Annotated in this window: 7 protein-coding genes; all 7 read right to left on the minus strand. The window is 36.4% G+C overall.

Translation table 11 applies throughout. The features are described from left to right. Positions 1-7,289: 7,289 nt before the first annotated feature. Positions 7,290-8,396 (minus strand): DUF2971 domain-containing protein, encoded by a 1,107-nt coding sequence (locus HMPREF9447_RS08270; protein ID WP_009129251.1) that lies wholly within the window; start codon positions 8,394-8,396, stop codon positions 7,290-7,292. 110 nt (positions 8,397-8,506) lie between these two features. Next, positions 8,507-9,700, minus strand: a complete 1,194-nt coding sequence (locus tag HMPREF9447_RS08275; protein WP_009129252.1) for a metallophosphoesterase family protein — start codon at positions 9,698-9,700, stop codon at positions 8,507-8,509. 2 nt (positions 9,701-9,702) lie between these two features. Continuing rightward, positions 9,703-10,734: a hypothetical protein gene (locus tag HMPREF9447_RS08280; RefSeq protein WP_009129253.1), complete on the minus strand. Its 1,032-nt coding sequence runs from the start codon at positions 10,732-10,734 to the stop codon at positions 9,703-9,705. Between the two features lie 11 nt (positions 10,735-10,745). Continuing rightward, a complete protein-coding gene (locus HMPREF9447_RS08285) occupies positions 10,746-11,453 on the minus strand; it encodes a hypothetical protein (RefSeq protein ID WP_009129254.1) in 708 nt (235 codons plus the stop codon). Between the two features lie 3 nt (positions 11,454-11,456). Next, positions 11,457-11,666, minus strand: a complete 210-nt coding sequence (locus HMPREF9447_RS08290) for a hypothetical protein (protein ID WP_009129255.1) — start codon at positions 11,664-11,666, stop codon at positions 11,457-11,459. Next, positions 11,666-11,941, minus strand: coding sequence for a hypothetical protein (locus HMPREF9447_RS08295; protein WP_009129256.1), 276 nt, complete (start codon positions 11,939-11,941; stop codon positions 11,666-11,668). Before HMPREF9447_RS08295 ends, HMPREF9447_RS08290 begins: the two co-directional genes overlap by 1 nt. Before the next feature lie 11 nt (positions 11,942-11,952). Beyond that, positions 11,953-14,421 carry a hypothetical protein gene (locus tag HMPREF9447_RS08300; RefSeq protein ID WP_009129257.1) on the minus strand — a complete coding sequence of 823 codons (2,469 nt, stop codon included), beginning with the start codon at positions 14,419-14,421 and terminating at the stop codon, positions 11,953-11,955.

Consider the following 14,421-nt stretch of genomic DNA (forward strand, 5'->3'; position numbering starts at 1 on the left):
TTTTTTTATACCCAAGATTAATCATTTGACTGAGTAATCTTGCTCTTGTACTACTTGTATTGTTTATGTAAATTATTCAAAGATCGCTTCTTTTGGAATTGCTTTTCTTTTCAGAAAGCGGATGCAAAGGTAAGAACTTTTAAGTATATCCTCCAAATATTTTCGGAAGTTTTTTTCTTTTTTCTTTTGCTCGTCGTCTCTCTTTGCGAAAGGGAGGTAAAAGGAAAAGAGAAAGGAGTTCTTAACAGCACCGGTTTCTTAATCAAAAAGTCAATCATCGATTGCAGTCCTTTCGGAAAGCGGGTGCAAAGGTAAGAACTTTATTGCATAACTTCCAAATGTTTCCGGAAGTTTTTTTTCTTTTTTCTTTTCCGAAAGCGTAACTCTTGGTTAAAAGAGCAGCAAAAGGAAAGAAAAACGTTAGAGTTCTTACGCCGTTTCTGTCAGAATGTCAATTGCAAGGCTTACCATCTCTTGGAAAGCGGATGCAAAAGTAGTCGATATTATGATTCGCTCCAAATATATCTACCATTTTTTCACTATATTTCGGAAACTAATTTGTAATACGCTGAGTGATAAGGATGTTGTAGAACATAATTTTAAGGAGGAACGTGGGCGGGCACAAGACACTACACATTATATATATACATGCGCGCGTAGAAAATTAAAACCGCAAAACATTCTGCACCACTTCTACAAATCAAATTGCAGGAATTTTGCACGGGTTAACACAAAACGAAATGTGATTTTTCATTCATTTTTAAGTAATCTCTAAACAGTATTCAAAAGGCTTAAAACCGCAAAACATTCTGCACCACTTCTACAAATCAAATTGCAGGAATTTTGCACGGGTTAACACAAAACGAAATGTGATTTTTCATTCATTTTTAAGTAATCTCTAAACAGTATTCAAAAGGCTTAAAACCGCAAAACATTCTGCACCACTTCTACAAATCAAATTGCAGGAATTTTGCACGGGTTAACACAAAACGAAATGTGATTTTTCATTCATTTTTAAGTAATCTCTAAACAGTATTCAAAAGGCTTAAAACCGCAAAACATTCTGCACCACTTCTACAAATCAAATTGCAGGAATTTTGCACGGGTTAACACAAAACGAAATGTGATTTTTCATTCATTTTTAAGTAATCTCTAAACAGTATTCAAAAGGCTTAAAACCGCAAAACATTCTGCACCACTTCTACAAATCAAATTGCAGGAATTTTGCACGGGTTAACACAAAACGAAATGTGATTTTTCATTCATTTTTAAGTAATCTCTAAACAGTATTCAAAAGGCTTAAAACCGCAAAACATTCTGCACCACTTCTACAAATCAAATTGCAGGAATTTTGCACGGGTTAACACAAAACGAAATGTGATTTTTCATTCATTTTTAAGTAATCTCTAAACAGTATTCAAAAGGCTTAAAACCGCAAAACATTCTGCACCACTTCTACAAATCAAATTGCAGGAATTTTGCACGGGTTAACACAAAACGAAATGTGATTTTTCATTCATTTTTAAGTAATCTCTAAACAGTATTCAAAAGGCTTAAAACCGCAAAACATTCTGCACCACTTCTACAAATCAAATTGCAGGAATTTTGCACGGGTTAACACAAAACGAAATGTGATTTTTCATTCATTTTTAAGTAATCTCTAAACAGTATTCAAAAGGCTTAAAACCGCAAAACATTCTGCACCACTTCTACAAATCAAATTGCAGGAATTTTGCACGGGTTAACACAAAACGAAATGTGATTTTTCATTCATTTTTAAGTAATCTCTAAACAGTATTCAAAAGGCTTAAAACCGCAAAACATTCTGCACCACTTCTACAAATCAAATTGCAGGAATTTTGCACGGGTTAACACAAAACGAAATGTGATTTTTCATTCATTTTTAAGTAATCTCTAAACAGTATTCAAAAGGCTTAAAACCGCAAAACATTCTGCACCACTTCTACAAATCAAATTGCAGGAATTTTGCACGGGTTAACACAAAACGAAATGTGATTTTTCATTCATTTTTAAGTAATCTCTAAACAGTATTCAAAAGGCTTAAAACCGCAAAACATTCTGCACCACTTCTACAAATCAAATTGCAGGAATTTTGCACGGGTTAACACAAAACGAAATGTGATTTTTCATTCATTTTTAAGTAATCTCTAAACAGTATTCAAAAGGCTTAAAACCGCAAAACATTCTGCACCACTTCTACAAATCAAATTGCAGGAATTTTGCACGGGTTAACACAAAACGAAATGTGATTTTTCATTCATTTTTAAGTAATCTCTAAACAGTATTCAAAAGGCTTAAAACCGCAAAACATTCTGCACCACTTCTACAAATCAAATTGCAGGAATTTTGCACGGGTTAACACAAAACGAAATGTGATTTTTCATTCATTTTTAAGTAATCTCTAAACAGTATTCAAAAGGCTTAAAACCGCAAAACATTCTGCACCACTTCTACAAATCAAATTGCAGGAATTTTGCACGGGTTAACACAAAACGAAATGTGATTTTTCATTCATTTTTAAGTAATCTCTAAACAGTATTCAAAAGGCTTAAAACCGCAAAACATTCTGCACCACTTCTACAAATCAAATTGCAGGAATTTTGCACGGGTTAACACAAAACGAAATGTGATTTTTCATTCATTTTTAAGTAATCTCTAAACAGTATTCAAAAGGCTTAAAACCGCAAAACATTCTGCACCACTTCTACAAATCAAATTGCAGGAATTTTGCACGGGTTAACACAAAACGAAATGTGATTTTTCATTCATTTTTAAGTAATCTCTAAACAGTATTCAAAAGGCTTAAAACCGCAAAACATTCTGCACCACTTCTACAAATCAAATTGCAGGAATTTTGCACGGGTTAACACAAAACGAAATGTGATTTTTCATTCATTTTTAAGTAATCTCTAAACAGTATTCAAAAGGCTTAAAACCGCAAAACATTCTGCACCACTTCTACAAATCAAATTGCAGGAATTTTGCACGGGTTAACACAAAACGAAATGTGATTTTTCATTCATTTTTAAGTAATCTCTAAACAGTATTCAAAAGGCTTAAAACCGCAAAACATTCTGCACCACTTCTACAAATCAAATTGCAGGAATTTTGCACGGGTTAACACAAAACGAAATGTGATTTTTCATTCATTTTTAAGTAATCTCTAAACAGTATTCAAAAGGCTTAAAACCGCAAAACATTCTGCACCACTTCTACAAATCAAATTGCAGGAATTTTGCACGGGTTAACACAAAACGAAATGTGATTTTTCATTCATTTTTAAGTAATCTCTAAACAGTATTCAAAAGGCTTAAAACCGCAAAACATTCTGCACCACTTCTACAAATCAAATTGCAGGAATTTTGCACGGGTTAACACAAAACGAAATGTGATTTTTCATTCATTTTTAAGTAATCTCTAAACAGTATTCAAAAGGCTTAAAACCGCAAAACATTCTGCACCACTTCTACAAATCAAATTGCAGGAATTTTGCACGGGTTAACACAAAACGAAATGTGATTTTTCATTCATTTTTAAGTAATCTCTAAACAGTATTCAAAAGGCTTAAAACCGCAAAACATTCTGCACCACTTCTACAAATCAAATTGCAGGAATTTTGCACGGGTTAACACAAAACGAAATGTGATTTTTCATTCATTTTTAAGTAATCTCTAAACAGTATTCAAAAGGCTTAAAACCGCAAAACATTCTGCACCACTTCTACAAATCAAATTGCAGGAATTTTGCACGGGTTAACACAAAACGAAATGTGATTTTTCATTCATTTTTAAGTAATCTCTAAACAGTATTCAAAAGGCTTAAAACCGCAAAACATTCTGCACCACTTCTACAAATCAAATTGCAGGAATTTTGCACGGGTTAACACAAAACGAAATGTGATTTTTCATTCATTTTTAAGTAATCTCTAAACAGTATTCAAAAGGCTTAAAACCGCAAAACATTCTGCACCACTTCTACAAATCAAATTGCAGGAATTTTGCACGGGTTAACACAAAACGAAATGTGATTTTTCATTCATTTTTAAGTAATCTCTAAACAGTATTCAAAAGGCTTAAAACCGCAAAACATTCTGCACCACTTCTACAAATCAAATTGCAGGAATTTTGCACGGGTTAACACAAAACGAAATGTGATTTTTCATTCATTTTTAAGTAATCTCTAAACAGTATTCAAAAGGCTTAAAACCGCAAAACATTCTGCACCACTTCTACAAATCAAATTGCAGGAATTTTGCACGGGTTAACACAAAACGAAATGTGATTTTTCATTCATTTTTAAGTAATCTCTAAACAGTATTCAAAAGGCTTAAAACCGCAAAACATTCTGCACCACTTCTACAAATCAAATTGCAGGAATTTTGCACGGGTTAACACAAAACGAAATGTGATTTTTCATTCATTTTTAAGTAATCTCTAAACAGTATTCAAAAGGCTTAAAACCGCAAAACATTCTGCACCACTTCTACAAATCAAATTGCAGGAATTTTGCACGGGTTAACACAAAACGAAATGTGATTTTTCATTCATTTTTAAGTAATCTCTAAACAGTATTCAAAAGGCTTAAAACCGCAAAACATTCTGCACCACTTCTACAAATCAAATTGCAGGAATTTTGCACGGGTTAACACAAAACGAAATGTGATTTTTCATTCATTTTTAAGTAATCTCTAAACAGTATTCAAAAGGCTTAAAACCGCAAAACATTCTGCACCACTTCTACAAATCAAATTGCAGGAATTTTGCACGGGTTAACACAAAACGAAATGTGATTTTTCATTCATTTTTAAGTAATCTCTAAACAGTATTCAAAAGGCTTAAAACCGCAAAACATTCTGCACCACTTCTACAAATCAAATTGCAGGAATTTTGCACGGGTTAACACAAAACGAAATGTGATTTTTCATTCATTTTTAAGTAATCTCTAAACAGTATTCAAAAGGCTTAAAACCGCAAAACATTCTGCACCACTTCTACAAATCAAATTGCAGGAATTTTGCACGGGTTAACACAAAACGAAATGTGATTTTTCATTCATTTTTAAGTAATCTCTAAACAGTATTCAAAAGGCTTAAAACCGCAAAACATTCTGCACCACTTCTACAAATCAAATTGCAGGAATTTTGCACGGGTTAACACAAAACGAAATGTGATTTTTCATTCATTTTTAAGTAATCTCTAAACAGTATTCAAAAGGCTTAAAACCGCAAAACATTCTGCACCACTTCTACAAATCAAATTGCAGGAATTTTGCACGGGTTAACACAAAACGAAATGTGATTTTTCATTCATTTTTAAGTAATCTCTAAACAGTATTCAAAAGGCTTAAAACCGCAAAACATTCTGCACCACTTCTACAAATCAAATTGCAGGAATTTTGCACGGGTTAACACAAAACGAAATGTGATTTTTCATTCATTTTTAAGTAATCTCTAAACAGTATTCAAAAGGCTTAAAACCGCAAAACATTCTGCACCACTTCTACAAATCAAATTGCAGGAATTTTGCACGGGTTAACACAAAACGAAATGTGATTTTTCATTCATTTTTAAGTAATCTCTAAACAGTATTCAAAAGGCTTAAAACCGCAAAACATTCTGCACCACTTCTACAAATCAAATTGCAGGAATTTTGCACGGGTTAACACAAAACGAAATGTGATTTTTCATTCATTTTTAAGTAATCTCTAAACAGTATTCAAAAGGCTTAAAACCGCAAAACATTCTGCACCACTTCTACAAATCAAATTGCAGGAATTTTGCACGGGTTAACACAAAACGAAATGTGATTTTTCATTCATTTTTAAGTAATCTCTAAACAGTATTCAAAAGGCTTAAAACCGCAAAACATTCTGCACCACTTCTACAAATCAAATTGCAGGAATTTTGCACGGGTTAACACAAAACGAAATGTGATTTTTCATTCATTTTTAAGTAATCTCTAAACAGTATTCAAAAGGCTTAAAACCGCAAAACATTCTGCACCACTTCTACAAATCAAATTGCAGGAATTTTGCACGGGTTAACACAAAACGAAATGTGATTTTTCATTCATTTTTAAGTAATCTCTAAACAGTATTCAAAAGGCTTAAAACCGCAAAACATTCTGCACCACTTCTACAAATCAAATTGCAGGAATTTTGCACGGGTTAACACAAAACGAAATGTGATTTTTCATTCATTTTTAAGTAATCTCTAAACAGTATTCAAAAGGCTTAAAACCGCAAAACATTCTGCACCACTTCTACAAATCAAATTGCAGGAATTTTGCACGGGTTAACACAAAACGAAATGTGATTTTTCATTCATTTTTAAGTAATCTCTAAACAGTATTCAAAAGGCTTAAAACCGCAAAACATTCTGCACCACTTCTACAAATCAAATTGCAGGAATTTTGCACGGGTTAACACAAAACGAAATGTGATTTTTCATTCATTTTTAAGTAATCTCTAAACAGTATTCAAAAGGCTTAAAACCGCAAAACATTCTGCACCACTTCTACAAATCAAATTGCAGGAATTTTGCACGGGTTAACACAAAACGAAATGTGATTTTTCATTCATTTTTAAGTAATCTCTAAACAGTATTCAAAAGGCTTAAAACCGCAAAACATTCTGCACCACTTCTACAAATCAAATTGCAGGAATTTTGCACGGGTTAACACAAAACGAAATGTGATTTTTCATTCATTTTTAAGTAATCTCTAAACAGTATTCAAAAGGCTTAAAACCGCAAAACATTCTGCACCACTTCTACAAATCAAATTGCAGGAATTTTGCACGGGTTAACACAAAACGAAATGTGATTTTTCATTCATTTTTAAGTAATCTCTAAACAGTATTCAAAAGGCTTAAAACCGCAAAACATTCTGCACCACTTCTACAAATCAAATTGCAGGAATTTTGCACGGGTTAACACAAAACGAAATGTGATTTTTCATTCATTTTTAAGTAATCTCTAAACAGTATTCAAAAGGCTTAAAACCGCAAAACATTCTGCACCACTTCTACAAATCAAATTGCAGGAATTTTGCACGGGTTAACACAAAACGAAATGTGATTTTTCATTCATTTTTAAGTAATCTCTAAACAGTATTCAAAAGGCTTTTAAAACTGTCCTATTTAATACAGAATTTCTAACTTTGTATAAATCTTAGGAGTATTTTGTACACAATAAGAAGGTATCAGATAATAATTTCTGTTTAATAGAGTATTACTCTTCCATTCCTATACTTGTTATACACCATCTTTTACTATTTATTAGAAGGATTATACTGAATCTTTTTAATAATCATTGAATATACATTTTTAGAATTGAGAACCATTTTATAATAATCTACTTTTTCTCCCACAATACTCATTATGTTTCTTTGGTCACTATCAGAGCATCTATATCCAAAATAGATGGCTTCTATTTTCGAACAGTCATCTAATTTAAGCTGAAGAAAATCTCCGTTATGGGAACTATCATAACTAACTAACCTAATTTCATGTTCTCCTGACCATTGATTTGATTTAGTGGTGAAAAGCTCGTTAGTAGTCATATTTGAACGATTCACACTCACTATTTCTTTTTGAGGAACATAGCATATTCTTCTTAAATAATGATGTTTGAATGTTCCATCGTCTGACTTTTTAATAAAGTGTTTAGACAATCTGTATTTAATACAATATCCTTTATGGTCATCAGCATAATGAGACCACATAATAATATTACGAACCAGCTTATTATCTGAAGTGAGCATATTATTTCCAACGAATGAGCGTATTCTATAAAAATTGAAGGACTCAGAAAATGTAGGTATATGACTTTCTCCTTTACATGTGTTTTTCAAATTTTCTTCCGATGCCCATAGCGTAAATAAGCTATCAAATGGGTCATTCATTTGTGATGGATGAGTAACTGTAATAGAGTTTGCTATAAGATCAGATAGGGCATATACGCTTACACGCCGAAAGGAGTAAACAATTCCTCCATTCTCTATATTATTAAATCCAGAGCTAAGCTGAGATAAATAATATTGGCTCTTTTGATAATACAATAAAGACTTGTCATAATCTTTACATTTAGCATATATTTCTCCAGCCAATCTATACATGTGAGAAATTTCCGAATGGCCTAATAGACCGTCATCATTCAATAAATCTTCAGCCGAATTAATACATTGCTTACGAGTTTCGAAACGAGAAATAGCTTTATCTATATGTACCTGTGCATTATTAAAATCTCCTTCTAAATTTGATTTTTCAGCCTTTTGGAATGCTAAAGCAAAAGAATCTTCAGATTCTTTTGCACTCACTTTTCCATTTTTACAAGCATTCTCATACTTACTTTCTCCAGGTAACTGTGTATTTGTCATAAGTTAAATGATTAGTATCGCTTCAAATTTACACACAAATACATTCAATCTACTATAATTTTGGAAATAATCTTCATTATTTAGGTTCACCACAGTAATAGTAGAACGTTTTACTTCACAAACGGATATTCAATCACATTTCTATCCGTACCAGAATCGGTAATATGCGCACCGATACGTTCAACAACAGTCTTTTTATTTTCAAAATCAACCATTACCTTATTTATACAGTAAGCCGTTTCATCGGCTTCACTTCGCGGTAAGTCCGACCGGACATATTGAGCCGGTCGGTCCTCATCAATGATGAGCTGCAATTGACTCGGATAAAGTGGTAAATACTCACACACATCCCAATGTGTATGCCCCCCAATATGAAATAGGAACTTGCAGGGAGATATTCCAGAGAAATCCACATCCAGTGTCATCTTTGTGCCAAGAGTATCACCGCAATAATATTCTCCTGAAACAGTACCGCCATTCAAATAGGCATCAAGTATCATTGGCAACAAATGCGGCAGACAAGCAAATTCTGGTATAGCAGTTAAAGCACCTTCATGTTCATACCAATTAGGCGCTTTTTCCGAAATAAATTTTCCGGTTCCATTATTACGAAAAGCAGATGCCGGTTGATGGTGCGCAAGAATAAGATAGTAGCTTGGCGGAGTACTCTTTAGCAAATCAACAAACCAATCTATCTGCTGCTGTGAATATACAACCGAATACCGCGATGTGGCCGGAGAGCCAACAGTCACGTACTCGTATTCGTCAAATGCTATTATTCGAATGGTAGCATACGGCATCGTTACATCCTTATACCAATAGCTTGAGGTCTGCGAACCCATAGTCACATACTTTTCGCAGAATGGAGCAATATATGTATTCCTGGCACCAATCTGGTCACCCCCGAAGTCATCAGCTACATCATGATTACCCAGCATCAGCAAGAAGGGTTTATCACTCGCAAGAATGGTAGATTTCATTTCACCGGTAAGCTGCAAGTCGCCGGTTATAATAGTAAAGGGAATATCGGCATCCTGGCCCATCAATTCGATACACTTAGTTATTCCAGGGTTGAACTTATGCGTATCTGATATATGCAGAAAGGTAAATGTACCACCACTACCATACGCTTGATTAATAAATTGAGTTAACGTCATGCCGTTCACATCCGCATTTGCCGGAATCATCCCCACAGCTTCACGTAACGGACCTACATTCGCCAGATAAACAGCATCCGACACCGTCACAGGCAGTGGCATGATGCTGTTCTTCTCATCCTTTAATTGCACTATCTTCTTGTTCATAATTACCCAGCTATACAGAGTTTAAAACCATTGTAAATCTTAAGAAAGCTCCTGTCGCTAATGCCGACATTCCAATAGTCAATACCTTCCTGTTTCGTTGAAATAATATCCTTATCGTCTACAATCAGTTTCGTCACATAATCCACATTATCCATGTAGACAGTACCATCCACCTCGATCAACAGCTTAGACACCTTAGATACCGGGAATGATTTACAGCACGATTTTTTAACGCTATATTGCACACTGATGTAGTTGCTCATAAAGAATATAACTGGTACGATAGGCGAATAATTAGCTTTCAAAAGATTTCCTACAAAAACAGATTCCTTTCCTCCATACTGTACTACATTTCCTTCGTAGTACATCTTCGTTAATGTAAGATTTCCGCCCTGCGCTAAATTAGAAGAATAATTTAGTACTCCGGCAACTTCAGTCGTTATAACGCCATTCTGCACTATGACGTTCGTCAAGTTATCACAGTCAAACATTTCATCAAGCGAATATAATTTAGCCACCACTCCGCCGTCACCTAATTTATATCCCAAGAAATCCAATTTCGGGGTAGTGCCCAACAAAGCAACGTGAGCATCGTATTCATCTTGGGTGGCCGAAGCAGTACCCTTCAATATAACACCGCCATCAGCAACCACCCTGTCGCAATACTCCTGAATAACACGTGACACACCACCGGAATAATATGTTGCAGAAACGGTAATTTCAGCAAAAACAGATGTGTCATAGGTTGAAGTTGCACGAATGACAATCGGAGACTGATTTGCATTTTCCTTTATACTCAGAATACCGGCAGTACTGATATCTGCATACTCATTACCGGACTGGATACTCCACGTCACATCCCTCTGAGTTGTGGAGACTGGCAGATAAGTAACAGTGTAAACGGAGGATATGCCATAAGGCGTAAGATCACCATTAATATTAAGACCTACCACTCCGACTGTTTCAATCGGTGTAGGCTTTACGGATAAATGCTCACCCAAATTGGACGACGCGTAGATTGCTATACCAGACATATTATTTAGCTTTAAAAGTTATATACATTATCATTTATTACATCATATTCAAGACTGCCGGTTACTCCTGCCTGATTCAATACCTGGACGAAGTGGTCGGAAACTTTAGCGACATCAAACCCGTCGGTTGTGTAATTCATCACATCATCGCCAGTTGAATCGGGAAAGTGAAATCCATCCTCTTCTACTGAGATAAGACTTGCTATCTTGTTGACTATTTCACTGGCCAACATGTTGGTTGTTACAGAACCGTTCTTCAGAATAAGAGAAACAAAATGCTTTGAGACTTGTGCTGCATCCAGCCCTGAGGATGTGTAATTCATCACATCCTTTCCGGTCAAGTCCGGGAAATGATATCCATCTTCCTCGACAGAGACAAGAGTAGAAATCTTTCCTACAATATCCTTAGCCAACACATCAACAGTAACAGAACCGGCACTCAAAATGAGAGAAACCAGATGCCGGGAAACCTTGGCAGCATCCAAGCCCTCAGCAGTATAATTCATCACATCCTTTCCAGTTGAATCGGAAAAATGAAAACCACCTTCTTCGACAGATGTCACCATCCCGGCAAGAAGTCCGAAAAAAGTCTTCAATGTTTTACTCTCGCCAATCAATTGCTGGATGACGCTAACCATCTGGTTAAACTCTTTCGCCGACAAACGTCCTTGGGAGTTCTTACCTTCATTCTCAACTTTAGTGCCTATATTCAGTTCCATAGTTTATTCTCCAAATATTAAAGAAAACGCATAAGGGAATCCCTTACTTTCCTGTTCAACCTTTCCACCTGGAGCGGAAAGCGCGTGCATTATCAAGTTTGTTTCAAGCATACTTGTATCAGCCATATCACTTTCGATACGGCTGATAACAGCGCGAGTAGTATTACCTTGCTCATCCGTTGTACGGCTCAAAACAAACTTGATATACCCCATTAGTTACAATTCAACTGATTAATAATTTCACGCTTCACAGCAGCTATAAGCCGCGAGTTCTTCACTACAAGTTCAAGAGCCTTGCAGTAGCGTTCCGGAACTTCCACTGCATCTTCCGAATAGTAGATAGTTTTTGCTAAGTCTTCAAACCCAATATCCAGAAGGATGCTGCCGTTGTACATCATTTCATTGCCGACTGTTTCGGCTGCATCAAAAGTTTGCTTTCCACCTTCGAATGAAGTCTGAGCTTCGATTTGTCTAAAATTGATTTTCATATTCTTATAAATTATGTTGCTGAATAACTTTTCGTTAAAACCCCGTTATAATAAAATTTAATTCCATCCGGAGATATTTCCACGGACTTCGGGGGAGCCTCCATGTCTTGTGAAGTAATAAATATATGTTCATATCCAATACTTATCTCCGATTTTATACCGCGAACATTTCCCTTTAATACCATTACGCCTCCCCATGTGTTACTTACAAATTCTGCTCTAAGGTTTAATAAAGCTCCTAACGATTCATTTTTTCCTATTTCAATTTCGCGAGGAGTAATACTCGTAGATAGCACATATTCCCCATCGGTAAACTGCGCTGATAATTCCGAAAATGTACCACTGACACCACTCAATGTTCCATTGAATACACCATTAGTGGCGGTAATCTTATTTAGCGTCAGGTTGCCCTCAGTATCCACCACAAACGTATCATTCGCAACAATATTACCATTGAACCGAATCTGGTCAGCATTTATGACCGCATTACTTTGAAAACTCTTATCCGGAAGCTGTGTCACGAACAAATCTATATAGGCTTTCCTCACATAACCATTATTGTCAGCCAAACTTGAAAACATCTCTGTTAAGCCATCCTTTGTGATAATACCGGACATCTTTGTCATGTCTACATGCCCATCTTTATCATACACGATTTCCTTTCCGTACAATGCCGAGAAGTCTGCTGTGGTTATTAATCCGGAGGTATTGATATTAGTGATTTTTTCACCAGATGCATCAAAATGTATTCCTTGAGCCAATAAGGTTAGAGATTCCTTCGTCGCCTGAATGACTGTCGTATTCTCAGTTGCCGCACTCTTAGCACCCTGTGCAATACCCAATGCTTCCGCTGCTGATTTAGCTGCATTAGAAGCATCATTTATACCCTGTTGCGCAAGGTCTTTTGCCTTTTTTATTCCCTCATTAGAGTCGGTTACGGCTATTACAATCTGATCGCCCAAGTTCTCAAGATAAGCCGTCGTGGCACTCGATGAAGGCCCCCAATGAGAAATACTGAATGCCGCTCCCTTAGCCTTAGCCGTCTTGCAGACAAGAGAATCATTCTTATAAATGGTGGTACCATCGTTATAAGTGGCATTTACCCAGAGGTCACCGATATCATATTCCGAATCTTTTGTCGGTCGCTCCACAAATACCCGGCGTTTCCCGTCTGCTGTATCCTGGGCCTTGGCTGCATCTTCCAGAGCTTTCAACGTCAGGTGGTCAGTAATTTCATTCCAGGCGCCTGATTCAAACCTATATCCCTTACCGGTAAGACGATTATAAAACATATCCTGGTCATGCATAGCCTTTAACTCAGGTGTATTCCATTCCGAGGCCGGTATATTACTTAGCGTCGGAGCATAATCGAAAAACCACAAGGTATATTCCTTATCCGTCTGCTCTTTAACAAGATTAATACGATCTTGCATATCCTCCAATACCGTATCAATGTCCTTGCCTGTTGCTATGGAGATAAGTTTCGCCTTGATGATACTTTCTTCCGGATTCAGGTCTATATTAGGCTGCGGCAGATGATAATCGCTGATTCCTTCGTATACTCGTATATAAGGGCCTCCGGTGGTTATGGCATCACTACAGATGGCGCCCTGTCTACTTTTGTCAGACTTGTTGCCCAGGTGTACAATCTCGTCACCGGCCAGAGGAGCATCACTACCAGCACCACAATTGGACTTGCTCAAATCAATATAATCCGTTCCTACGCCTACTACAAGTCTCCAATAGTAGTGATTTCCTAATACTCCTCCGACTTTTTTATCAAGATTGAAAGTCTCGCAGATCGCTCGGTCATCTGCTTGGAATAAACATTTCACTTCACGACCGTCCGCGTCTGTCGACTTGAAATGGCATCGGTATGCAGAACCAATATCTTCCACCGATGTACAATAGATTCCGCCACCCGGTGTTACCCACTGCTTGCCTCCCACATAGTAAGAGCGTTGTACTTGTATCTCGTCGGCTGTCAACTTGCGGCGAATGTTTACGAAGTCAATATCCAGATGATAATTTCCGGCTTCATCTTTATAGATGCCGAAGCCGGTGGAACCCTTTGCAAAATTCTGAGACACTATATCACGTAGCAGGGTAATTTCTTCAAGCGTAGCCATTCCTTTAACGTTGATACCTTCGAGGAAGGTCATCAACTTTTCAACCGTTTCAGCCACATCTCGAAGGAGATATCGCTTATCGAGCGTTGAAGTACCGCCAAGCTCATCCAGTTTACAATGATAGATTTCATTGGCACTTTCGTCAGGCATATCGGGATCGACTTTCAGAATGTACGCCTTTCCTTCTGTTGCTATTATCTGCCCCGGATATGGCACATCTTCGCCCTTGGCATTTGCAGCGTACACCTTTGCGTTTTCGTATAAATCTATTGCACTGGATGAGTCCAGAGGCTTAGGATTTGTCCGTTTGATTGACCCGGTATACGGGCTTCCTGTATTGATTACTCCCAT

The sequence above is a fragment of the Bacteroides oleiciplenus YIT 12058 genome, from assembly GCF_000315485.1.
Lineage (GTDB): Bacteria > Bacteroidota > Bacteroidia > Bacteroidales > Bacteroidaceae > Bacteroides > Bacteroides oleiciplenus.

Coding starts and splice junctions, on each gene's coding strand:
- HMPREF9447_RS08270 (WP_009129251.1), bottom strand. CDS start 8,396: ATGACAAATACACAGTTACCTGGAGAAAGTAAGTATGAGAATGCTTGT.
- HMPREF9447_RS08290 (WP_009129255.1), bottom strand. CDS start 11,666: ATGGGGTATATCAAGTTTGTTTTGAGCCGTACAACGGATGAGCAAGGT.
- HMPREF9447_RS08280 (WP_009129253.1), bottom strand. CDS start 10,734: ATGTCTGGTATAGCAATCTACGCGTCGTCCAATTTGGGTGAGCATTTA.
- HMPREF9447_RS08300 (WP_009129257.1), bottom strand. CDS start 14,421: ATGGGAGTAATCAATACAGGAAGCCCGTATACCGGGTCAATCAAACGG.
- HMPREF9447_RS08275 (WP_009129252.1), bottom strand. CDS start 9,700: ATGAACAAGAAGATAGTGCAATTAAAGGATGAGAAGAACAGCATCATG.
- HMPREF9447_RS08295 (WP_009129256.1), bottom strand. CDS start 11,941: ATGAAAATCAATTTTAGACAAATCGAAGCTCAGACTTCATTCGAAGGT.
- HMPREF9447_RS08285 (WP_009129254.1), bottom strand. CDS start 11,453: ATGGAACTGAATATAGGCACTAAAGTTGAGAATGAAGGTAAGAACTCC.